The organism is Streptomyces sp. NPDC102451 (assembly GCF_044765485.1).
Classification (GTDB): domain Bacteria; phylum Actinomycetota; class Actinomycetes; order Streptomycetales; family Streptomycetaceae; genus Streptomyces.
Genome location: NZ_JBIWKD010000005.1, coordinates 269352 through 291370 on the forward strand (window position 1 = coordinate 269352; position 22019 = coordinate 291370).

Genomic DNA, 22019 nt, shown 5'->3' on the forward strand with positions numbered 1-22019 from the left:
CCAGGATGGATCCGACCGGCAGTGCATCGGTGCAAGGGGGAGTGGATGTACGGCAGTTCCACCGGACTGAAGGCGTGTGCGGCGGCGGGTGCGGCCGCGGTCCTGCTGCTGTCCGGGTGTTCCTCGTCCGACGACGGCCCGTCCGACGACGGAGGGAAGGACGCGCCGGCCGCGATCGACCAGCAGCCCAAGGGCAGCGATCCGTACTGGGTCAACCCCGACGGAAACGCCGCGCGGCAGCTCGCGTCCTACACGAAGGACGGCGAGAAGAAGAACGCCGAGCTCATACGGAAGATCGCGGAGCAGCCCGTCGGGGAGTGGATCACCCCGGAGAATCCGCGGGAGGCGGCGAAGGGCTTCACCGAGGCGGCCGAGCAGGCCGACCGTGACGCGCTGCTCGTCCTCTACAACATCCCGCACCGGGACTGCGGCCAGTTCTCGAAGGGCGGGGCGGCCGACGGCGACGCGTACCGCGCATGGCTGGACGGCGTCGCGAAGGGCATCGGAGACCGCCGGGCCACGGTGATCCTGGAGCCGGACGCCCTGCTGCACCTGGTGGACGGGTGCACCCCGCAGGAGTTCCACGAGGAGCGGTACGACCTGCTGAAGGGCGCCGTCGAGCGTCTGAAGCAGCAGCCGGCCACCACGGTGTACGTGGACGCGGGCAACGCGGGATGGCAGTCGCCCGACGCGCTGTTCGAGCCCTTGCAGCGGGCGGGGATCGCGGCGGCGGACGGCTTCGCGGTGAACGTGTCCAACTTCCAGACGACGGCGGCCAGCACGGAGTTCGGCAAGCAGCTGTCGGCGAAGGTGGGCGGCAAGCCCTTCGTGATCGACACCAGCCGCAACGGCAACGGCCCCTACGACGGGGGCGACCCCGCGGAGAACTGGTGCAACCCGCCGGGCCGTGCACTCGGCGAGCAGCCGACGACCGAGACGGGCGACGAGCTGGTGGACGCGTACCTCTGGGTCAAGCGTCCCGGCGAGTCGGACGGTGACTGCAAGGGCGGGCCGAAGGCCGGCGACTGGTGGCCGGAGTACGCGCTGGGGCTGGCCCGCGCCACGAAGTAGGCGGGCCGGCCCCGGGGGTGGAGGGCCCAGTCAGGGGATCTCCACCCACATGCCCTCCGACGGTGTGCCGTCGGCGTCGGTGACGAAGAGCATGTACCAGCCGGACGGCACCAGGGCCCGGTTCTTCGGGACCGTCACCGTGATGCTGTCGGCTGACTTCTTCAGGTCCAGGGCGATCGACCGCTGGTCCGTGTCCGTGACATGGGTGACCGCGCTCGGGCGCATCAGCTTCGCCGAGGTGATCTTCGAGGCGTGCTGCGTCGTGAACAGCCCCGTGCCGCCACGCGAGATGCGCTTGGGACCCGCGGTCAGCTCCGGACGCCCGTCGCGGTACAGATACGGCGGCGTGTAGATCTCGATGCGCTGCTCGAACGTCCCGGGCCGGGTGTTCGCCTGGTCCGAGTACAGCGAGTCGGAGCCGAAGATCATGACCCGGCCGTCCGGAAGGAGCACGGACCCCGAGTGGTAGTTGCGGCCCACCGCCGGGTCCGCGACCCGCTTGTACGAGTCGGACTTCGCGTCGTACAGCCGGGCCTGCAGCACGTCCGAACCGCCGCGCCCCCGGTAGTCGTTGGAGCCGCCCGTGACCAGCAGGGAGTCGTCGGGGAGGAGGGACGCGCTCGGGTAGCGGGTGCCTTCGGAGAGGCTGGCGCCGTCCGTGAAGCGCGGGTCGTCCTTCGTCAGGTCGACCAGCCGTGACTTCTCGCTGGACTTGTCGGACTCACCGACCCCGCCGCCGCCGATCACCATGTACTTCTCGTCCTGGGCGGGAGGCAGCCGTACGGTCGCGGAGGTCTCCATCTTGTCCGGGTCGCTGAGGCCGGGGATCTTCTCGAAGGTGTTGGTCTCCAGGTCCCAGACGCCCGGGTCGCGGCCCACGTCGGCGGGCCCGTAGCCCGCGTTGGAACCGGAGTAGAAGAGCTTGCCGTTGTTCATCAGGAACACGGCGGGATACGTGGGGAACTTCCGGACGATGCCGGTGTACTCCCACTTCTTGGTCTCCGGGTCGTAGATCTCGTCCTTGCCCGGCACGATCTGGCCGATCTCGTCCAGCCCCGACAGGGAGAGGACCTTGCCGTCCTCCAGGGTGGTGAGCGTCGGATACCAGCGGGCCTCGTTCATCGGGTCGACGCTGATGTACTTCTCGGCCACCGGGTCGAACTCGTAGGCCTCCTTGATGCCCTGGAAGTCCTTCTTGTCGAGGGCCAGCTTCTGCGCGATGCCGTAGACGTTGCGGCTGTCGGAACCGGAGAGCCCTGAGACCCGGTAGTTGTCCTCGGTGCCCGTCTCGTACTTCGCGCCGGACTTCTGCGCCTCGACGTAGATCCGGCCGAGCCCGGGCTCGTTCCGCAGGAACGCGCCGGTCTCCTTGTCGAAGACCTTGGTGGCCTTCTCCACCAGCACCGGGTCCTTGGAGACGAACGACTTGCCGTTGCCCTTGCCGGTGAAGCGGGTGCCCGCGGGAAGCGTGATCGGCTTGTCGGGGTCCTCGTTGTGGACGATCATCAGGCCGCCGGCCTTGGAGACGTCGCCCTCCAGCTTCTCGTACCGTTTCGTGCCGCCGGCTATGAGGAGCTTCCCGTCGGGCAGTTGGGTGTGCCCGGCGCAGAACATGTCCTTCGGCGTGGGGATGTTCTTGTACGTGTTCTCCTCCGGGTCCCACAGCACCGAACGGAAGCTCTTCGCGTCGAAGTTCTTCTGGTTGTTCCCGGAGCCCGCGACGAGCAGCACCTTGCCGGTGTGGAGCAGGGCGGCGTGGATCGTGTTGATCCGGAACTCGGAGGGGACGTCGAGGAAGTCCCAGTGGCCGTTCTCCGCCTTGTAATCCGGCTGGTTGATGGCGTACGTGTGGTAACGCTCGGTGCCGAAGCGGTAGAGCCACGGCCCGTTCGTCCCCGCGAGCGCCAGAACCACCGCCGTACCGATCGCCAGGCGGCGGGTACGGCGGCTCGGACGGTACTTCATCGGTTACGTCCCCCAAGGGCGATCTGCATGGTGTCTTCGTTGCCCGCCCAGGTGGGTTCGGGCTGCGGCGCGGGCTCGGGCGCCGGTGCGGGCGGCCCGCCGCGGCGCTTCCTCCGCTCGGCGCGGACCGTGTACCGCCAGCCGACGATCGGCGCGGCGGTGATCAGCAGCGCCAGGCAGGCCCACGTCAGCATCGCCGGATGGCTGTGCCCGAGGACGAAGGACGCGGCGATCGAACCGCCGAAGACCAGGATGAAGAAGAGGTGGATCCGGAAGGTGCCGAAGAGGGTGTCCGGGCTGGACGAGTCGCCCTTCGGCGTCACCACGAACGAGCTCTTGCGGCGCAGCACCGCGTCCATCAGGGAGCGGGCGTAGATCGGCGCGGAGAGCGCGGACATCACCATGCCGGCGAGGCCGCCGGAGCCCTCGGGCTCGTGCGGCGAGACGTTGTGGCGGCGGTTCCAGACGTAGAGACCGATCTGGAGCGCCGAGGCGTTGCCGTACAGCATCATCCAGATCACCGGGTCGATCTGGACGCCGGAGGCGCCCATGCCGAGGAACAGGGCGCAGCTCAGGGCCGCGAGGATCCAGTTCATGGCCGACATCGGATAGAAGATGATCATCATCGTGTAGTTGAAGAGCTTGCCCGCCGGGAGGGAGAACCAGCCCTTCCAGTACTGCTTGAGGATCGTCTCGTACGTACCCCGGGACCAGCGCAGCTGCTGGGTGAAGAAGTCGGTCCACGCGGTCGGACCCTCGCCGACGGCGAGCACGTCCGGGGTGTAGACCGAGCGCCACTTCTTCCCGGTGAGCGGGTTGCGGTGGCGGTGGATCTCGAAACCGGTGGCCATGTCCTCGGTGATCGAGTCGTAGAGACCGCCGATCTGCTTGAGGGCCGAGATCCGTACGGCGTTGCTCGTGCCGACGAACATCGGGGCGCCGTAGCGGTTGCCCGCGCGCTGGATCAGCGCGTGGAAGAGGAACTGCTGGGACTCGGCGGCCTTCGTGACGAAGGTGTCGTAGTTGCCGTAGACCTGCGGGCCGATGACGAAGCCGATGTCCGGGTCGCGGAAGTAACCGAGCATCCGCTCCAGGTAGTTGGGCAGCGGTACGTGGTCGGTGTCGACCGAGGCGAAGAAGTCGTACGCGTCGCCGTGGGCGTCGAGCCAGGCGTTGTAATTGCCGTGCTTCGTCTTCGCCCGGTGCGGGCCCTTGGCCTGGTTCCAGCGGGCGACACCCTTACGGGAGAAGTGGTGCACACCGAGCCGGGCGCAGACCTCCTTCACGGCCGGGTCGTCGCCCTCGTCGAGCAGCCAGACGTGCATCAGTCCACGGTGCCGGATGCGGACGGCGGCCTCCAGCGTCTTCGTCACCATCTCCAGGGGCTCCTTGCCCGGGACGAAGGAGGTGAGGAAGGCGACCTTCGTGCCGCTCTCCGGTATGACGGGCACCGGGTCGCGGGCCACCAGCGTGGCGTGCGCGTTCGACAGGACGTTCATCGTGCGGAAGAGCTCGATGAGGCCGATCGACACCAGCATCACGATGTCGAGGACGAGCAGGGTGTCGTTGCGGAGGTTCGGGTCGCGCTCCGTCCAGTGCTCGGGCTGCATGAGCCACGCGAAGAGGCCCAGCGAGACGAGCGGCGCGGCGCCCAGCAGCAGGGCCGCGCGTATCCGGTGGGTCTCCTGGGAGAGGAGCGAGCGGTAGCGCACCGTATACGGCCGGGCGGGGTCGGGCTGGGTCAGGGGCCCGGCGAGCCGGCTGTAGTGCTCGTAGTCGTAGCGCGGCAGTTCCTTCTTCGCCTGCCGCCTCGGTCTTCTGCCACGCGGCTGCGGAGGCAGCCGCAGCTGGACCGTGTGGGCAGGGTCGTGTTGCTGCCGGTCGCCTGACGGCGTCGACGTCATGGTCATCCCCCCGCACGCAGCGACGCTGCGTGAACTCTGTCCGTGCGTAAGCCGACGGGGTCCCCACCCCGCAAGTAAGCCGATCCTCGTTCCCCCGGCCGGGAGATCCAGGGATCCCTCGGACGACACCAGGTCAGGTTGTCCGATACGCGGCGTGAACGCAAGGGCGAAACAGGCTGTTTACCCGCCATACGTGCGATTTGAGGGAATACCGTGAAGGAGGCGCGCAGGGGTGGCGAAAGGCGCTCCGGGGGCGCTTCCGCGTCGGGAACACAAGCGAGGCCCCTTCACGCTCGGTGAAGGGGCCTCGCTGTTGCGTGCGCCGTCAGGGACTCGAACCCCGGACCCGCTGATTAAGAGTCAGCTGCTCTAACCAACTGAGCTAACGGCGCCTGCTGACCTGGAGAACTTTACCCGATGTCCGGGGGTGCTCCTGACCAATTCCTCTCCGGTACGGCCTGTCGGATGGTCGTTTTTTCCCTTTAGTCCGTCACCATGAGATATGCCGGGAAAGTTGAGATACGGAAGATCTGGACGCCTGCCGAGAGGAAGAGGAGTCGCATGACTGTGCCGGTCTTCGAGGAGTACGAACCCGCCGCCGACTGCGGTTGTCCGGGCTGCGCGCGGCGTCGCCGTACGGCCGCCGCGCTGCCCGTACGACACGGCGGTCACCCCGCCGCCCACGGTGCGCGGCGGGCGCTGGTGCTGGTCACCGCGGCGGGGGTGGTCCTGTCCTGCGGGGCGGTCCAGGCCGCCGCGACCGCCGCCGGGCGGGTCACCCGTGGCGGCATGGCGGCCGACCCCCAGCCGGTTACCCCACAGGGCCAGGTCGGGCCCCTGATCAGCGGCGGAGCCTCCGGGCCGCCCTCCGCCCCGGACACGTCGGCGCGCACGACGACCCGGACCGAGATCATCAACCGCGCCAAGAAGTGGGTGGCGGCGAAGGTTCCGTACGACATGGCCGCGTACTGGTCGGACGGCTACCGGCAGGACTGCTCGGGCTTCGTGTCGATGGCCTGGAACCTCGGCAGCAACGAGTGGACCGGCAGCCTCGCCGGCTTCGGGACGAAGATCGCCCGGGCCGACCTGCAGCCCGGCGACATCCTCCTCTTCCACAACCCCGCCGACCCCGCGACGGGATCGCACGTCACGGTCTTCGGCGGCTGGACCGACCACACGCACAGTCACTACCTCGCGTACGAGCAGGCCCGCCCGAACGCGCGGCAGGCGACGACGCCGATGGCGTACTGGAGCAACTCCTCGAAGTACGTGGCCTACCGCTACACGGGCATCGTCAGCGGTACGAGCGGCAGCGAACCGGCCTCCGGATTCCCCGGGTCCGGGCAGTTCGGCCCCGGCGCCGACAACGCGCACGTGACCCGGCTCGGGCAGCTGCTCATCGCACAGGGCGGCGAGCGCTTCTACAAGGAGAGCGCGGGGCCGGGCTGGAGCGACGCGGACGAGCGGGCGACGCGGGCGTTCCAGCTGGCGCAGGGGTGGAAGGGCAAGGACGCGGACGGCATCCCGGGCCCGGGCACCTGGAGCCTGCTGGTCAAGGGCGCCGGGCACCGGATCCCCGCCGCCGGCCCGGGCGGGGCCGTGGCGTACCCGGGGAAGGGCCTCTTCCGGCCGGGGCGGTCCAGCGGCCATGTCCGCCGGCTCGGCACGCAGCTGGTGAAGAAGGGATACGGCACGCACTACATGAAGGGCCCCGGGCCGCGCTGGACGGAGGCGGACCGCCGCAATGTCGAGGCGTTCCAGCGCGCGCAGGGCTGGAGCGGGAGCGCGGCCGACGGATATCCGGGGCCGGAGACATGGCGACGGCTCTTCGCGTGACGGGTGAAGCGACGGAACGGACATGACGGAGGCGGGAATGCGATCAACGGAGAACGTGCGGGGCGAGTGGGACGAGCTGGGCGAGCGGGACACGCGGGTGATCGTGCCCGGTCCCGGCGTGGGGGAGGCGCAGGCCGAGGGTGCGGTGGACATGGCTCCGGCGGCGGAGGACGACATCCCGGCGGACCTGGGTCCGGCCCTGGACGCCGTCGCGGGAGTGGGCCGGGCGGCCCGGGGCGAAGGCGAGGGCCCGGCGGATCTGGACCTGGGGCTGGACCTGGGCAGGGGTTTGCTCACGGAGGCGGAGCCTGAGCGGGAGATTGTGTTCGGCACGGCGGACCCGGACCCGGATCCGGACCTGTTCCCCGGCCCGGATCACGGTGCGGAGCCGGAGCAGGTACCCGGCCCGAGGGTGCTGGGCCTGCATCTGGAGCCGGAACCGGAGCCGGAGCCGGGTCCGCCGGAGCCTGGGCTGCCCGAGTCCGGTCTGCCCGAGTCCGTTCTGCCCGGGCCGGTACGTGCTCCGGAGCCCGGGGAGCCCGTCACCGGTGCCACCGCCACCGAGGCGGAGCCCGCCCCGGACCGGGTGAGCGGGCGGCCGGATCTCCGGAAGCCCGAGGCCGGGGAACGGCCCGAGCCCGCCGGGGCGCGGCCGCCCGAGACCGACGCCGGGGAACGACCCGAGCCCGCCGGGGTCCGGCCGCCCGAGGACGGGGCCGGGGACGAGGGGCGCGCCCCGGTGACGCTCACCGCCGGTGGCGTGGACCCGGTCGCCTGGTGGGGGGCCGGGCGCAGACAGCCCGTCATCGCCACCGAGACCACCGCGCCCATCCCCGTACACCTGCTCTTCCGTGACGACGACCAGGACGGCAGGCTCGTCGGCGCCGGTGGCACCACGGCGGGCACCGGCACCGGCACCGTGCGGCGGTCCGGGGAGCGGCGCCCGCCCCTCCCGCGCTCCCGCCCGATGCGGGCCCCCACCCGGCCCGCGCCCCTCGCCGACCCCCGGCTCACCGAGCGGCCCGGCCCCGTACTGCCCGGCTGGACCGCGCTGTTCACCGCCGCGGCCGGGGCCCTGGCCGGAGTCGCCGTGCTGTGGTGGCAGGGCGCGCTGCCCGCCGCCGTGACCGGCGGGCTCGGGCTCACGGAACACCCGTACGACGGCATCGGCATCGGGGCCTGGGCGCTGCTCGCGCTGGTCGTGGCGGTGGCGCTGTTCGCGCTCCTCGGCCTCGGACGGGGCCGGTCCGGGCACGCCTCGGTGCTGACGCTCTTCGGCGACTACCGCGGCAGCGTCCGGCGCACCGGCCTCCTCTGGATCTCCCCGCTCCTGCGGCGGGGCCGGATCGACGTACGCCTGCGGCACTGGCGCAGTGAGCCGCTGCCCGCCGTGGACGCGAGCGGTACCGCGCTGCGGGCCGTGGTCCTCGTCGTCTGGCGGGTGAAGGACACCGCGCGGGCCGCGCTCGGTGTCGCGGACCACGAGTACTACCTGCGCGACCAGGTGGAGGCGGCGCTGGCCCGGGTCCTCTCGCAGCTCCCCGCCGATGCCTTCCTGGAGGAGACCCGCACCCTGCGCGACGCGGAGGCGGTGGGCGACGCGCTGACCCGCATGGTGCAGGCGGACTGCGCGCCCGCGGGCATCGAGGTCTACTCCGCACAGCCGACCGGGATCGAGTACGCCCCCGAGGTCGCGGCCGCGATGCAGCGGTGCCGGGTGGCGGCCATCGACGCGAAGCACCGGGACGGGGTGCTGACCTCCGTGGTCGACGCGGTGGACGACACGGTCGGCCGGCTCACGGCGCGCGGCATCGTCGAACTCGACGCCTACGAACACAAGGCCCTGGTCAGGGATCTGACGGTGGCCTTCTACACCGGCCGCAGCGGCAGGGAAGGGGCCTGAGCGCCTCCGCTTGCACAGGAGGGCGTGCTGAAACCCGATCCACATTGGTCTGGACATGTTCATGCCGCGTCAATAATCTGGACTTGGTCTAGACCGCAGCATGCGCGCAGCACAGCTCAGATCGACAGTTCGGATCATCCCCAGAACATCCCCCACGTTCTCGAGGAGCGACACAGCATGCGGAAAAGGGCAAGCGCGGCCGTCATCGGCCTGGCGATAGCGGGCGTCTCCATGTTCGCGACCAGCAGTGCCAGCAGCCACGGCTACACGGACTCACCCATCAGCCGGCAGAAGCTCTGTGCCAACGGCACCGTCACCGGCTGCGGCAACATCCAGTGGGAGCCGCAGAGCGTCGAGGGCCCCAAGGGCTTCCCGGCGGCAGGACCGGCGGACGGAGCGATCTGCTCCGGCGGGAACAGCAGCTTCTCCCAGCTCGACGACCCGCGCGGCGGCAACTGGCCCGCCACCCAGGTCACCGCGGGACAGGGCTACAGCTTCCGCTGGCAGTTCACCGCCCGGCACTCCACGAGCGACTTCCGGTACTACATCACCAAGGACGGCTGGGACTCCACCAAGCCGCTGACCAGGGCGGCGCTGGAGTCGCAGCCCTTCATGACGGTGCCGTACGGCAACCAGCAGCCTCCGGCGACCCTGACCCACCAGGGCACCATCCCCACCCAGAAGACCGGGAAGCACATCATCCTGGCCGTCTGGAACGTCGCGGACACCAGTAACGCGTTCTACGCGTGCTCCGACGTGAAGTTCTGATCCGCACGGCACGACGCACAGCACGACGCACAGTGGGCGGTCTCCCCGGAAGGAGACCGCCCACTGTGGTGTCTGTGCGCCGTCAGGGACTCGAACCCCGGACCCGCTGATTAAGAGTCAGCTGCTCTAACCAACTGAGCTAACGGCGCCTGCTGACTCGAAAATAATACCTGGTCCTCAGGGGTGCTGATGACACCTGCCCGGGACGGCGCCGCAGGACGCGTCTGAGCGTGCGGACCCGCCCCTGACCTGCGGGCCCGCACCCGTATATGTATACCGAGCGAGGCCGGTGCGCCACCCTGCGCGTGGCGCATCCCACAGGGCGGGGCTACAGGGTGCGGCTCACAGGGCCAGCGACAGCAGAACCGGTGCCGCGCGCCGGTTCAGCGTGGCTGCCGCGGCCCGCAGCCGGTGCGCGTGCTCGATCGGCAGGGACAGGGCCAGACATCCGGCCGACGAGCCCGCCGTCAGCGGGACGGCCGCGCACACCGTGCCCACGGCGTACTCCTGGAGGTCGAGCATCGGCACCGTCGCGGGCTGGCTGTCCAGCTTCGAGAAGAGCACCTTCTCGTTCGTGATCGTCCGCGACGTCAGCCGGGCGATCCGGTGCCGGGCCAGGTGGTCGCGCCGGCCGTTCTGGTCGAGCTGCGTCAGCAGGCACTTGCCGATGGCGCTGGCGTGCGCCGCCGAGCGGAAGTCCACCCACTCGTTGACCGCGGGCGTGCGGGGGCCGTCGGCCATCTGTGTGACGCGGATCTCCCCGTCGACGTACCGGCTGACGTAGACGGCCGCGCCCACCGAGTCCCGCAGCTGCACCAGCGTCTGCTGGAGCTTGGCCTCCAGGGCCCGCCTGCGGGCGGCGCCGGAGCCGAGCTCCAGGAGTGAGGAGCCGATGATGTACGCGCCGTCGGCGATCTGCTCGACGTACCCCTCGCGGCGCAGCGTCAGCAGGAGGGGCGTGAGGTGCCCCGTGGGCAGGCCCGTCTCCCGGGAGAGCCGTGCCTCGGTCACCCCGCTGCCATGGGTGGACACGGATTCGAGCACCCGAAGGGCGTACTGCACCGAATGGAACGGCGCCTTCGGCTCAGGCTTCAACGCCACGGTTCCCCCTCATAGGGCATCTGCCAGGTGTGACCGCAAGCTCATGACCCACGATAGTCGCCAAGCAGCCGATAGGGAGGGGCTGTTGGCGGTCTCGACGGTGCGCCCCGACTCCGTCAGCTGGGGCGCACCCTCCTGGCATATGCCGAGGTCATGAGTGACATGCCAAAGGCAAGGTCACAGCACCGCGTTGAGGAATTCGCGCGTGCGTTCGTGTTCGGGATCGGTGAATATTTTTTCCGGTGAACCGGACTCCACGACCCGTCCCGCGTCGAACATCAGAACCTTTTCCGAGACGTCCCGGGCGAAGTTCATCTCGTGGGTCACGCAGAGCATCGTGATGTTCGTGTTCCGCGCGATGTCGCCGAGGAGCTCCAGCACACCCGCCACCAGCTCCGGGTCCAGCGCCGACGTCACCTCGTCGAGCAGCAGGATCTCCGGCCGCATCGCCAGCGCGCGGGCGATGGCGACGCGCTGCTGCTGGCCGCCGGACAGCTGGGAGGGGTGGGCGTCGACCTTTCCGGAGAGCCCGACCAGTTCGAGCAGCTCCCGGGCCCGGGTCTCCGCCTCGTCCTTGTCCATGCCGAGGACGTTGACGGGCGCCTCGGTGATGTTCTGGAGCACCTTCATGTTCGGGAAGAGGTTGAACTGCTGGAAGACCATCCCGATCTTCTTCCGGGACTCCCGCAGCTGCTTCTCGCCCGCCGGCTTCAGCGCGCCGGACGCCGTCCGCACGTGCGAGAGGGGCGAGCCGTCCACCCAGATCACGCCGTCGCTGACCTTCTCCAGCGTCATCAGCAGCCGCAGGATCGTGGTCTTCCCCGAGCCGCTCGGCCCGATCAGCGTGACGTGCTCGCCGCGCCGCACGGTGAAGTCCAGCTCGTCCAGGACGACATGGTCGCCGTACCGCTTGACGACCTTGTCGAAACGGACCAGCGGCTCGACACCTGTCACCTGGGGGTCCGGAGCCGCGTCCGCGGGTTCCTTCTTGAGGGGTGCGGATTCAGTGGCCAAGGCGCTTCTCCAGCTTTCTCATGAGCAGTGAGGTGGGGTAGCTCGCGACCAGGAAGATGAGTCCGGCGAGCGTGAACACCTCGGTGTAGACGAAGTGGTCGGCTCCGTACTTCCGGGCTTCGAAGACCATTTCCTGCACCGTGATCACGGCGAGGAAGGGGGTCTCCTTGAACATCGAGATCGCGTAGTTGCCGAGGGCGGGCAGCACGTTGCGCACCGCCTGCGGCAGGATCACGGCCTGCCAGGTCCGCTTCGGCGACATCGAGAGCGCCCGGCAGGCCTCCCACTGCCCCTTGGGGACCCCGTCGATCCCGGCCCGGTAGACCTCGGAGGTGTACGCGGCGTAGTGGATGCCCAGCACCACGATGCCGATGGTCAGCGGCTCCACGGAGCTGAAGACGGCCGCCGCGCCCACCAGCTGCACCAGCAGCGGGGTGGAGCGCACGAACTCCGTCAGCGCCTTCACCGGCACGGTCACGAACCGGGAGGGCGCACGGCCCGCCACCGCGACGGCCAGCCCGAGCACCGCCGCCACGAGCGTGCCGAGCACGGTCGCGAGCAGGGTGACCCTGAAACCTTCGAGCAGCAGGGGAAAGGCGTCCCCGACGGCATCCCACTGGAACGACTGGTTCACCGGGCACCTCCCGCAGTGGCGGCGGCTTCCGCCGTGCGTGTCTTCAGCAGGCTGCCCGCACCGGTGTGCAGTCCCAGCCGCCGCTTGGCGGTGCGCTCCAGCATGTTCATCAACAGCGTCAGCGCGTACGCGAGGACGAAGTAGACGGCCAGCAGCAGCAGATAGGTGGTGAGGGTCTCACCGCTCCGGCTGCGGACGTGCTCGATCGCGGTCATCAGGTCGGCCGCGGAGAGCAGCCACAGCAGCGGCGTGCACTTCAGCAGCTGGATCAGCAGGTTGGTGAAGGAGGGGATCATCTGCACCCAGGCCTGCGGCATGATCACCTTCCGCATGCGGTGGAAGGGCGTCATGTTCAGCGCCACGGCCGCCTCGTACTGGGCGCGGGGCACGGAGTTGATCGCACCGCGCACGATCTCGGAGCCGTACGCCCCGTAGTTCAGGCCGAACGCCACGATTCCGCAGACCAGCGGGGTCAGTTCGTAGCCCGTCAGGGGCGGCATCGCGTAGTAGAGCCAGAACAGCTGGATGTAGAGCGAGGTGCCGCGGAAGAACTCCACGACGGTCCGGGAGACCCCGCGCACCAGCAGCAGCTTGCTGCCCGCCGCCAGGCCGAGGACGAACGACAGCAGCAGGGCGACCAGGGAGCCCAGGACCGTCGCCTCCAGCGTCACCCACAGGCCCGACCTGACCTGGGGGAACTCTTCGCCGAGTATGGAGAGGAAGTCACTCATACGGTGGGGTCCGTCCTCGTCAGCCCTTGCACAGGTCGGCCGTCTTGAGCGTGGCCGGCGGTATCTCCGTGGCGCCGAAGCCGTACGCCTGGAGGAGTTCCACATAGCGGGACTTGTCCGAGACGATCTTCTTGAGCTCGCGGTTGAAGGAGTCCCGCAGGTCCTCGTTGCCCTTGCGGAACACCGCGCCGCCCGGGGAGAACTGCTGCACGCCGTCCAGCTCTGGGACGAACGCCTCGGTGACCTCGGTGTCCGGGTTGGTCTTGGCCAGCCAGCGCAGCGAGATGCCGGTCAGCAGGAAGGCGTCGATCCGGCCGCCCTTCACGGCGTCCGCGCCGTCCTGCGGCTTCTGCAGCGTCTTGATCTTCCCCTCGGCGATGCCCGCGCCCTTGGCGTACGAGGCCTCGACCGCGCCGGACATCACGCCGACGGTGACCCCGGCCGCCTTCGCGGACGCCAGGTCGGTGAGCTTCTTCGGGTTGCCCTTCTTCACCATCAGCGCGGTGGGGGAGATGAACTCCGGCTCCGAGAAGATGGCGTTGGCGCAGCGCTCGGCGGTGATGGCCATGCCGGCGCTGACGACGTCGTACTTGCCCGCCTGCAGACCGGGGATCAGGCCGTCCCACTCCGAGAGGGTGGGCTTCAGCTCGTCCACGCCGAGCGCCTTGAATATCTCCGCGTGCAGGGCGGGGGCCTCGCCCTTGAGCTCCTTGCCCTCCATGTAGCCGTACGGAGCCTCGTTGGCGTACGCGACCCGGACGAAGCCCTGCTTGCGGAGCTTGTCGAGCGCGCCCTCACCGTCCGCGGAACCGGCGTCGGTCTTGCTGCACGCGGAGAGCAGGCCGGGGACGACGAGCAGACCTCCCACGGCGGCCGATCGATTGAGGAAGCCCCGACGGGACAGGTGAGGGAAGTCAGCCATGGTTCGCAATCTCCTGGAGAAATCGGGGTGTCGAACAGTCCGGACAGGGTGACCACCTGCCCGATCCCGGACGTCTATGCAGGAAGCGCTGCCATGTAACCGAACAGTGGCCGGAGGGTGACCTTCCCGTGTCTCGTCATGGGCGGAGGGCGACCGCGGATGTGCGGGGCGTATTCCTCTGCGGGCGCACGTTCATGAGCGTCCGTCATGTCGGACCATCAGTCCGTGATGTCCTGAGAAGGCGCGTAACCACGCTGTATGTCCACCACGTTGGGGAGCGGCTCACCGGCCGCCCAGCCCTCGTACATCGAGACGAACTGCTCGCCCAGCCGGTCCCGCCAGCCGGCCGTGTCGCCGCTCATGTGCGGGGAGACCAGCAGACCGGGTACGTCCCACAGCGGGCTGGACGGGCCGAGCGGCTCCTCCTGGAACACATCGAGTGCCGCACCCGCGATCCAGTGCCTGCGCAGCGCCTCGGCCAGGTCCTCCTCGACGGTCAGCGCGCCGCGACCCACGTTGACGAAGTGGGCGGAGGGCTGGAGCAGCCCGAAGAAGCGGGCGTCGAACATCCCGCGCGTCTCCTCGGTCAGCGGCGCCGCGGAGATCACCCAGTCCGCGCCGGCCGCCAGCCGGCCCAGGTCCTCGACGCCGTGGATCGAGCGCCGCGCCGTACGGCCGACGAGCGCCACCTGGACGCCGAGGCCGTGCAGCAGCCGCATGATCTCCCGGCCGACGGGGCCCGCGCCGACGACCACGGCGCGGCTGCCGGCGAGCCCCCGGGTCTCCCGGTGGCGCCACCGGCGCTGCCGCTGGAGCTCCAGCGTGCGGGGGAGGTCCTTCGCGAAGGCGAGCACCAGCCCCGCGACGTACTCGGCGATCGGCACCTCGAAGACGCCCCGGGCGTTCGTGACGACGGTGGGGGAGGCGGCCAGCTCGGGGCAGACCAGCCGGTCCACCCCCGCGCTCGCCGTGTGCACCCAGCGGGGGCGCGATCCGTCGCCGGGCCAGGCCTCGCGGACGGCGTCCGAGGTGAAGTCCCAGACGAGCAGCACATCCGCGTCCGGCAGCCGGTCGGCCAGGGTCCGCTCGTCGGCGTACCGGACGACGGCCCGGCCGGTCAGCCGGCCCAGGCGCGGTGACGGGTCGGTGTCCAGGACGAGGATCACGGGAGTGGTCATCAGGAATGACCACGTTCGCACCGGGGAACACGCCCGTCAACAGCACCTTCGCCCTGTGGGAGAAACCGCTGGTCACACCCGTTGCGGGCGGCGGTACGGGGTGAAAAGGGGAATACTTGTCCCAGGCAGGGGCAACGGTGACGCGAACGCCGGCAGGACATCCGGACGCACGGGAAGGGTGGACATGACGACCGTAGGACTTCTCTACCCGGGCCACGCCGCGGAGGACGACTTCCCGCGGATCGAGGTCATGCTCGACAGCGACATCAGACTGCCGCTGTTCCACACCGACATCGACGAGGACGACCGGAGGGCCGAGAACCTCCGCACGGCGGGGACGCCGGACCGCCTGAGCGCCGGTGTCGAGGAACTGCGCATGGCCGGCGCCGAATCGCTGGTCTGGGCCTGCTCGGGCGGCAGCTTCGCCTACGGCTGGGACGGGGCGCACACACAGGCCGCCGAACTCGCCAGGGCCGCCGGGCTGCCCGCCTCCAGCACCTCCATCGCCTTCGTCCAGGCGGTGCGCGAGCTGGGCGCCTCCCGGGTCGCGGTCGCCGCGACCTACTCCGAGGACGTCGCCGCGCTCTTCGCCGGCTTCCTGGCGTCCGGGGGCGTCGAGGTGACCGCCACCCGGGGCAGCGGCATCATCAAGGCGTCCGAGTCGGCCGCCGCGGACGTGGAGCTCGTGAAGGAACTGACCGTGGCCGGGGACCATCCCGACGCCGAGGTGGTCCTGCTCCCCGACAACGCCCTGCACACCGCCGCGTACGTCCCCGAGCTGGAGGAGCTGGTGGGCAAGCCGGTCCTCACCGCCAACCAGGTGGCGGTCTGGGAAGGCCTCCGGCTGTCCGAGCGCCGCATCTGGGCCCCCACCCTCGGCACCCTGTTCGCCACCCGCGAGCCCCCGCTGGGCGCCGCCGAACCCCGGGGCATCGAGGTGCGGGAGTAGGCGCCCCGGACCGGCCCCGGACCGGCCCCGGGCGGGCGTACGGGAATAAGCGGAGCCATCCTCCTGTTGGCATCCTCCGGTACCCAGACGCAGCACCGGAGAGGCCGAACACGTGGATGAGAACCGAGGCGACGAGATTCGCGGCACAGCGGGCGGGACGGCCTCCGTACCCCTCTCCGTGCTCGACCTGGTGACCGTGGGCCAGGGCCGCACCGCGACCCAGGCGCTGCGCACCGGTGTCGACATCGCCAAGCTCGCCGAGAGCCGCGGCTTCCACCGCTACTGGGTGGCCGAGCATCACTCCATGCCCGGAGTGGCGTCCTCGTCCCCCGCCGTGATCCTCGCGCACCTGGCCGCCCACACCGAGCGCATCCGGCTCGGCTCGGGCGGTGTGATGCTGCCCAACCACGCGCCGCTGGTGATCGCCGAGCAGTTCGGCACCCTGGAGGCGATGGCCCCCGGCCGTGTCGACCTCGGCCTCGGCCGCGCGCCCGGCACGGACGGCGCCACGGCTGCGGCCCTGCGGCGTACGGAGCGGCTGAACGAGGGCGCCGACGATTTCCCGCAGCAGCTCGCGGAGCTGACGCGCTTCCTGGACGACGACTTCCCGGACGGGCACCCCTACGCCCGTATCCACGCCGTACCCGGACCGGTCCAGGCCACCTCGCCCGGCGGTGTGCAGTCGCCGGGCCGCCCGCCGGTCTGGCTGCTCGGCTCCTCCGGCTTCAGCGCCCGGCTGGCCGGCGTCCTCGGCCTGCCCTTCGCCTTCGCCCACCACTTCTCGGCCCGCAACACCGTGCCGGCCCTTGACCTGTACCGGGAGTCCTTCAAGCCCTCCGCGGTCCTCGACGCCCCGTACGCCCTCATCGGCGTCGCGGCGCTGGCCGCCGACGACGAGCGCGAGGCCAGGCGCCAGGTGCTCACCGGCGCGCTGTCCATGGTCCGGCTGCGCACCGGGCGCCCCGGCCTGGTGCCGAGCCCGGAGGAGGCGGAGGCGTACGACTTCAGCCCCATGGAGCGGGAGTTCGTCGACGGCTGGCTCAAGGACATCGTCCACGGCACGGCGGACGAGGTCCGCACCGGCCTGGACGACCTGGCCAAGCGCACCGGCGCGGACGAGCTGATGATCACGGCCAACGCCCACGGCGGCGAGGCCCGGCTGCGCAGCTACGAACTCATCGCGGACGCCTACGGGCTGCCCACGCTCGGCTGACCCGCTCAGCCCTCCGGCGGCCTGGCGCCGAGCAGTTCGGCGATCCGCTCCGGGGCCACCGCGCGGGAGTACAGCCACCCCTGCCCGGTGTCGCAGCCGATCCGGCGCAGCCGCTCCGCCTGGCCCGAGGTCTCCACGCACTCCGCGGTGACCGTCAGGCCCAGGCGGTGCGCCAGCTGCACCATGGCCTCGACGATCGTCTCGTCGGCCGGGCTGGGGTGCGCGCCGTCCTCGTAACGGAAACCGCGTACGAAGGAGCCGTCCAGCTTCAGCACGGACACCGGGAGCCGGCTCAGATAGGCGAGGTTGGAGTAGCCGGTGCCGAAGTCGTCGATCGCGATACGGACACCCATGTCGCTGAGCGCCTGGAGCACGTGCAGCGGCCGGCCCGACGAGCCCATCACCGCCGACTCGGTCAGCTCCAGTTGCAGCAGCCCGGGTTCGAGCCCGGTCTCGGCGAGGATCTCCGCGACCTCGGTGACCAGATCGGAGTCCCGGACCTGACGCACGGCGACGTTGACGCTGATGAACAGCGGTGGATCGTCCGGGCGTTCCAGTTGCCAGCGGCGGGCCTGGCGGCAGGCCGTGCGCAGCACCCACCGGCCGAGCTGGACGATGGTGCCGTCCTCCTCGGCGATCGGGACGAACCGGTTCGGCCCCAGCAGTCCGAACCGCGGGTGGTTCCACCGGACCAGGGCCTCCACGCCCCGTACGACCTCGTCCGCCATGCCGACCAGCGGCTGGTACTCCAGGGTGAACTCCCCGCGCTCGACGGCCGGGCGGAGCGTGGAGGAGAGCGCCTGCCGGGTCATCCGGTGGGCGTTGCGCTCGGGGTCGAAGAGGGTCCAGCGGGCCCGCCCGTCGGCCTTCGCCCAGTACAGCGTGGTGTCCGCGGCCTGCATCAGGGCGGTGGCCGACGTGCCGGCCGAGGGCCGCTCCACCACGCCGATCGACGCGGACACCGACAGGCGGTGCCCGGACACCTCGAACGGCCGCTGGAGGGCGGAGAGCACCGAGCGGGCCAGATCGGTGAGCTGCTGCGCACCCGAGGAGTCCTCGACCAGGATCGCGAACTCGTCCCCGCCGAGGCGCGCCACCAGATGACCGCCGCCGCGGCGCCCGTCGGCCTCGGCGCAATCGGTGAGCCGTCCGGCGACGGCGGCGAGCAGCCGGTCGCCGGTGCGGTGCCCCAGGGTGTCGTTGACCGCCTTGAACCCGTCGATGTCCAGGTAGCAGAGGCCGATCCGGCCGGGCGGGGGCGAAGGCCCGTCCTGGACCGGCGGGGTCTCCAGTACGCCCGTGAGCCGTTCGAAGAACAGCGTGCGGTTGGGCAGCCGGGTCACGGGGTCGTGTATCCGCAGATGGCGCAGCCGCTCCCGCAGCTCCCGCCGGTCACTGACATCGGCGACGGACAGCAGCACCCGGGCCGCGCCGGACGGCGTGCCGCCCATCGGCACGGCGGTGACCTCGGCCCACAACGGCCGGCCGTCGGCGTGCTTGAGCCGCCGGGTGCACCGGAAGCGGGGGCTGGCACCGCGCAGCACCTCGTCGTACGCCCGCCAGGTGGGACCGTCCGAGGTGAGGCCGACGAGGTCGGCCGCGGTCTGCCCGGTCAGCGACGCGGGGTCGGTGCCGAACAGCCCGCCCAGCGCGTCGTTCGGCCTGACGATCCGGCCGCGGTCGTCGACGACGGCCATGGGGAGGGCGGACGCCGCGAATGCGGCGCGGTAGTCGCGCAGCTCGGAGAGTCCCGGTCTCGGATGATCACTTTGCGTCACCTCTGATGGTCCGGCGCCGGGGGCCGCGCCCGCCCGGGACACCGGCCCTTCGAAGGTTCCGCTCACCGCTCGCTCCCGCTGTGCAGATTGTCGTGAACACGTATGGCCGGGCAGCTGCGTGGAGTGGAGCGCCGCGCCGGAGGCGGGAACCACGCAGGAAAACGAGGTGAAGCATAGAGGGTGGCGCGTCGGCCGTTCCAGCGCGCCCGCTGTTTCGGGCGCACGGCACGCGCCTGGCCCACCTTCACGCCACGCCTGTCCCACGCGTCACACCCGTACGCGTTTTGGTCGTAGATGATCATTATTGCGCTGATCTGGCTGATTTGAATTTCCGGGTGAGCGATTGTGACTTTACGTGAGGGTGGGCGCGCCTCTCCCCGTGATCGCCCCGGCCCCCACTGACACGAGTGGGGCAGCACAACAGGGCGTACGCCGCCGAACCGGCACAGGGTGAAGGGGAGGTCCCGCATTCGCCACCCGGAGGTAGATGTGCCGCGTCAGCGCAGACCCGGGGGGCCGGAGAGACCGAGACTGCGCAGTGCGGCGGCCGCGCTGACCTCCCTCCTGGCGCTCGCCGCCACCGGGCTCGTCGCCGGGCCCGCCGTGGGGGCCTCGCGCGACGCGGGACCCTGCGCCCTGCCCCGGACCGGGGCGCACCACTCCCTCGGCCTCGACACCTGGAACGGCGCCTATCCGCGCCCCGACCGGAGCCTCGACGCGGTCATGGTCTTCCTGTCGTTCCCCGACTCCGAGCCCGTCGTGTCCCCCGAGGTGCTCGCCGCCGACTACTTCCCCTCCACCACCCGCTTCTTCCAGCGCGCCTCGTACGGGAAGTTCACCCTGCGCGCCCACCCGCAGCGCGGGTGGACCTCCATGCCGCACCCCTCCACCTGGTACGGCATACAGCGCGACTGGAGCTCCGAGCGCCGCAGCGCCTACCTGCGCGACGCGATCAAGGCCGCCGACGAGCAGACCGACTTCTCGGCGTACGACATCGTCTACCTCGTCGCCGACCCGGACGCCCCCGGTGTCGACTCCGACGCCACCAAGGTCGTCAACTTCGACCGTCCGGTGCGCGCCGACGGCTCGGACATCAGGCGCGTGGTCACCGTCTTCGAGGAGCACCCGCCGGACCGCAACGTCCTCGCGCACGAGACCGGACACGTCTTCGACCTGGCGGACCTCTACCACCGGCCGGAGGACGGGAAGGGCGACTGGGACACCTACGTCGGCGACTGGGACGTGATGGGAAGCCAGTTCGGACTGTCCCCGGACCTGTTCGGCTGGCACAAGTGGAAGCTCGGCTGGCTCGGGGGACAGGAGGTCGTGTGTGTGCAGGGCGCCGCCGACCTCACCCTGGAGCCCATGGCCGAGGTACCCGTCCGGGGCGCCTCCCTCGGGACCCGGCTCGCGGTCATCAGGACCGGCAAGGACAGCGCGCTGGCCATCGAGGCCCGCAGCGCCACGGGCAACGACCGGACCACGTGCACCGAGGGTGTGCTCGTCTACCGCATCCGCAACGCGACGCCGTCCGGCGGCGGCCCCGTCGAGGTGCTGGACACCCACCCCGACTCCGACGCCTGCTGGGACCGGTCGGTCTACCCGCCGCTCGCGGACGCCCCGCTCCGCGAGGGCGAGCGCTACACCGTGCCCGGCGAGCGCATCCGCATCGACGTCGCCGACCGGACCCGGTCGGGCGCCTGGACCGTGCGGGTCACCACCGGGACATAGGCCACACGAAGAAGCCCCCTCGCTTCCGCGAGGGGGCTTCTACCGTCGGTGCGCCGTCAGGGACTCGAACCCCGGACCCGCTGATTAAGAGTCAGCTGCTCTAACCAACTGAGCTAACGGCGCCTGGTGACGTCGTAGACATTAGCACCCGGATCGGCGGGAGGAAAAATCGAATTCCCGGTGGTCGACGGGGCCGCCGACCTGCCCACCCGCACACAGGCCCACAGCAGCACGTCCGGCCCGGGGAGCCACGGGTTACGGGTGTCGGGCGCGACCACCCAGCGGGGACCGCCGGCGCCCGCGCCGCCGGTCAGGGGCGGGACCGTGACCGCGTCCCCCGTGCCGTGGCAGAGCACCGGCGACAGGGCGCCCTGGTGCCCCCGGACGCCGTCGGCGGACCCCGTGCCCCACTCCTCCCACGCCAGCAGGGACGGCAGCCGCTGGGCCGTACCCGGGGAGGCGAACAGCAGCATCCGTCCCCGGTGCGTGGCGACCGGGCCCGAGCCCGGGCCCTCCGCCCAGAGTCGCTCCAGCATGCGCCTGCCGAACAGGGCGGGCACGCTCACGACGTCGAAGGAGGAACCGCACGGCAGCACCCCGGGGGAGCAGGGGCGCGCCTCCCACTGCGAGAGCGTGCTGCGGGGGTAGGGCGACGCGCCCGCGAGCCAGGCGGCACCGGACGCCGTGACCTGGGCGGCCCTGTCGTCGGCCCGGTTGTCGGCGTGGTCCCGCAGCAGGGCGAAGATGTCGACCCCGCGGTGCGGGGCGGCGGCGGTCCGCAGAGTCGTTTCGTCATTCAGCCATGCGCTCATGACCTCATGTCTACCGGCCGTGACGCTCCGTTTCCCCAGAGTTGCCGAAAGCCGGACAGGGCGGGGCCAGGCGGAGTATCTTGCCCGACGGCATATGCCACGGGTGTACCCGCGGTGACGAACGGGGTCTGCGAGGCTGCCGGGGTTTTCGGGACGCGCCTCGGATCAGGGCGCCGGGTCGTTCAGCAGGGACCGGCCGAACTCGATCATCTTCTTGGCGTAGTCCTCGGTCCACTCCGCGCGCTCGGCTATGTCCGCGGCCGTGAGCCGGTCGAACCGGCGCGGATCGGCGAGCTGCGCGGCGGCCACGGCCTGGAACTCCACGGCCCGGTCGGTCGCCGCCCGGAAGGCGAGCGTCAGCTCCGTCGCGCGGGCCAGCAGCTCCTTCGGGTCCTCCATCGACTCCAGGTCGAAGAAGTGCTCCGGATCGGCTGCCGCCTCCGACGGCTCGAAGAGCAGCGGTGCGGGACGCAGCCTCTGCCGCTCGTTCCGCTCGGGTTGTGCCATGT

The 22019-nt window shown here is 70.7% G+C and carries 18 protein-coding genes and 3 tRNA genes; 7 read left to right on the forward strand and 14 right to left on the reverse strand.

Annotation, left to right across the window (positions count from 1 at the left end):
• Positions 1-45: 45 nt before the first annotated feature.
• The gene (locus tag ACIRD8_RS14145; protein WP_403990084.1) at positions 46-1071 is read left to right on the forward strand and encodes a glycoside hydrolase family 6 protein; all 1026 of its coding nucleotides are present in this window, start codon (positions 46-48) and stop codon (positions 1069-1071) included.
• 30 nt (positions 1072-1101) lie between these two features.
• Here the strand turns inward: ACIRD8_RS14145 and ACIRD8_RS14150 are convergent, their stop codons facing one another.
• The 3 genes from ACIRD8_RS14150 to ACIRD8_RS14160 form a co-directional block, all read right to left on the reverse strand.
• A complete protein-coding gene (locus tag ACIRD8_RS14150; protein ID WP_403990086.1) occupies positions 1102-3036 on the reverse strand; it encodes a galactose oxidase-like domain-containing protein in 1935 nt (644 codons plus the stop codon).
• Positions 3033-4940, reverse strand: coding sequence for a glycosyltransferase family 2 protein (locus tag ACIRD8_RS14155; protein WP_403990088.1), 1908 nt, complete (start codon positions 4938-4940; stop codon positions 3033-3035). The genes ACIRD8_RS14150 and ACIRD8_RS14155 overlap by 4 nt, the downstream gene beginning before the upstream one ends.
• 318 nt (positions 4941-5258) lie before the next feature.
• Positions 5259-5332 (reverse strand) — tRNA-Lys (locus ACIRD8_RS14160).
• Between the two features lie 169 nt (positions 5333-5501).
• Here ACIRD8_RS14160 and ACIRD8_RS14165 point away from each other — a divergent pair.
• The 3 genes from ACIRD8_RS14165 to ACIRD8_RS14175 all read left to right on the forward strand — a co-directional run bounded on the left by ACIRD8_RS14165 (position 5502) and on the right by ACIRD8_RS14175 (position 9447).
• The gene (locus tag ACIRD8_RS14165; RefSeq protein ID WP_403990090.1) at positions 5502-6776 is read left to right on the forward strand and encodes a peptidoglycan-binding protein; all 1275 of its coding nucleotides are present in this window, start codon (positions 5502-5504) and stop codon (positions 6774-6776) included.
• Between the two features lie 37 nt (positions 6777-6813).
• Positions 6814-8679, forward strand: a complete 1866-nt coding sequence (locus tag ACIRD8_RS14170) for an SPFH domain-containing protein (protein ID WP_403990092.1) — start codon at positions 6814-6816, stop codon at positions 8677-8679.
• 177 nt (positions 8680-8856) lie between these two features.
• On the forward strand, positions 8857-9447 hold the full coding sequence (locus tag ACIRD8_RS14175) for a lytic polysaccharide monooxygenase (protein WP_403990094.1): 591 nt from the start codon (positions 8857-8859) through the stop codon (positions 9445-9447).
• 75 nt (positions 9448-9522) lie between these two features.
• Here the strand turns inward: ACIRD8_RS14175 and ACIRD8_RS14180 are convergent.
• The 7 genes from ACIRD8_RS14180 to ACIRD8_RS14210 form a co-directional block, all read right to left on the reverse strand.
• Positions 9523-9596 (reverse strand) — tRNA-Lys (locus ACIRD8_RS14180).
• A gap of 193 nt (positions 9597-9789) precedes the next feature.
• On the reverse strand, positions 9790-10548 hold the full coding sequence (locus ACIRD8_RS14185; RefSeq protein ID WP_403990096.1) for an IclR family transcriptional regulator: 759 nt from the start codon (positions 10546-10548) through the stop codon (positions 9790-9792).
• 177 nt (positions 10549-10725) lie between these two features.
• Complete coding sequence (ehuA, locus tag ACIRD8_RS14190; protein WP_403990098.1) at positions 10726-11562, reverse strand: ectoine/hydroxyectoine ABC transporter ATP-binding protein EhuA; 837 nt, start codon at positions 11560-11562, stop codon at positions 10726-10728.
• Positions 11552-12196: an ectoine/hydroxyectoine ABC transporter permease subunit EhuD gene (gene ehuD / locus ACIRD8_RS14195; RefSeq protein WP_403990100.1), complete on the reverse strand. Its 645-nt coding sequence runs from the start codon at positions 12194-12196 to the stop codon at positions 11552-11554. The genes ehuA and ehuD overlap by 11 nt, the downstream gene beginning before the upstream one ends.
• Positions 12193-12927: an ectoine/hydroxyectoine ABC transporter permease subunit EhuC gene (ehuC, locus tag ACIRD8_RS14200; protein WP_403990102.1), complete on the reverse strand. Its 735-nt coding sequence runs from the start codon at positions 12925-12927 to the stop codon at positions 12193-12195. Before ehuC ends, ehuD begins: the two co-directional genes overlap by 4 nt.
• 19 nt (positions 12928-12946) lie before the next feature.
• Positions 12947-13849, reverse strand: coding sequence for an ectoine/hydroxyectoine ABC transporter substrate-binding protein EhuB (gene ehuB, locus ACIRD8_RS14205; protein WP_403990104.1), 903 nt, complete (start codon positions 13847-13849; stop codon positions 12947-12949).
• Between the two features lie 218 nt (positions 13850-14067).
• Positions 14068-15027 carry a D-2-hydroxyacid dehydrogenase gene (locus ACIRD8_RS14210; RefSeq protein WP_403990106.1) on the reverse strand — a complete coding sequence of 320 codons (960 nt, stop codon included), beginning with the start codon at positions 15025-15027 and terminating at the stop codon, positions 14068-14070.
• Between the two features lie 184 nt (positions 15028-15211).
• Here ACIRD8_RS14210 and ACIRD8_RS14215 point away from each other — a divergent pair, with 184 nt between their 5' ends.
• On the forward strand, positions 15212-15976 hold the full coding sequence (locus tag ACIRD8_RS14215) for a decarboxylase (protein WP_403990108.1): 765 nt from the start codon (positions 15212-15214) through the stop codon (positions 15974-15976).
• 112 nt (positions 15977-16088) lie between these two features.
• Positions 16089-17189, forward strand: coding sequence for an LLM class flavin-dependent oxidoreductase (locus ACIRD8_RS14220; RefSeq protein ID WP_403990110.1), 1101 nt, complete (start codon positions 16089-16091; stop codon positions 17187-17189).
• Positions 17190-17194: 5 nt separating this feature from the next.
• Here the strand turns inward: ACIRD8_RS14220 and ACIRD8_RS14225 are convergent, their stop codons facing one another.
• A complete protein-coding gene (locus ACIRD8_RS14225; RefSeq protein WP_403990112.1) occupies positions 17195-19033 on the reverse strand; it encodes a putative bifunctional diguanylate cyclase/phosphodiesterase in 1839 nt (612 codons plus the stop codon).
• Between the two features lie 423 nt (positions 19034-19456).
• Here ACIRD8_RS14225 and ACIRD8_RS14230 point away from each other — a divergent pair, with 423 nt between their 5' ends.
• Positions 19457-20698, forward strand: a complete 1242-nt coding sequence (locus ACIRD8_RS14230) for a M6 family metalloprotease domain-containing protein (RefSeq protein WP_403990114.1) — start codon at positions 19457-19459, stop codon at positions 20696-20698.
• A gap of 49 nt (positions 20699-20747) precedes the next feature.
• Here ACIRD8_RS14230 and ACIRD8_RS14235 read toward each other — a convergent pair.
• The 3 genes from ACIRD8_RS14235 to ACIRD8_RS14245 form a co-directional block, all read right to left on the reverse strand.
• Positions 20748-20821, reverse strand: a tRNA-Lys gene (locus ACIRD8_RS14235).
• Entirely contained in the window at positions 20812-21510 is a 699-nt protein-coding gene (locus ACIRD8_RS14240; RefSeq protein ID WP_403990116.1) for a hypothetical protein, read from the reverse strand. The genes ACIRD8_RS14235 and ACIRD8_RS14240 overlap by 10 nt, the downstream gene beginning before the upstream one ends.
• Before the next feature lie 165 nt (positions 21511-21675).
• On the reverse strand, positions 21676-22017 hold the full coding sequence (locus tag ACIRD8_RS14245; protein WP_403990118.1) for a hypothetical protein: 342 nt from the start codon (positions 22015-22017) through the stop codon (positions 21676-21678).
• Positions 22018-22019: the final 2 nt, after the last annotated feature.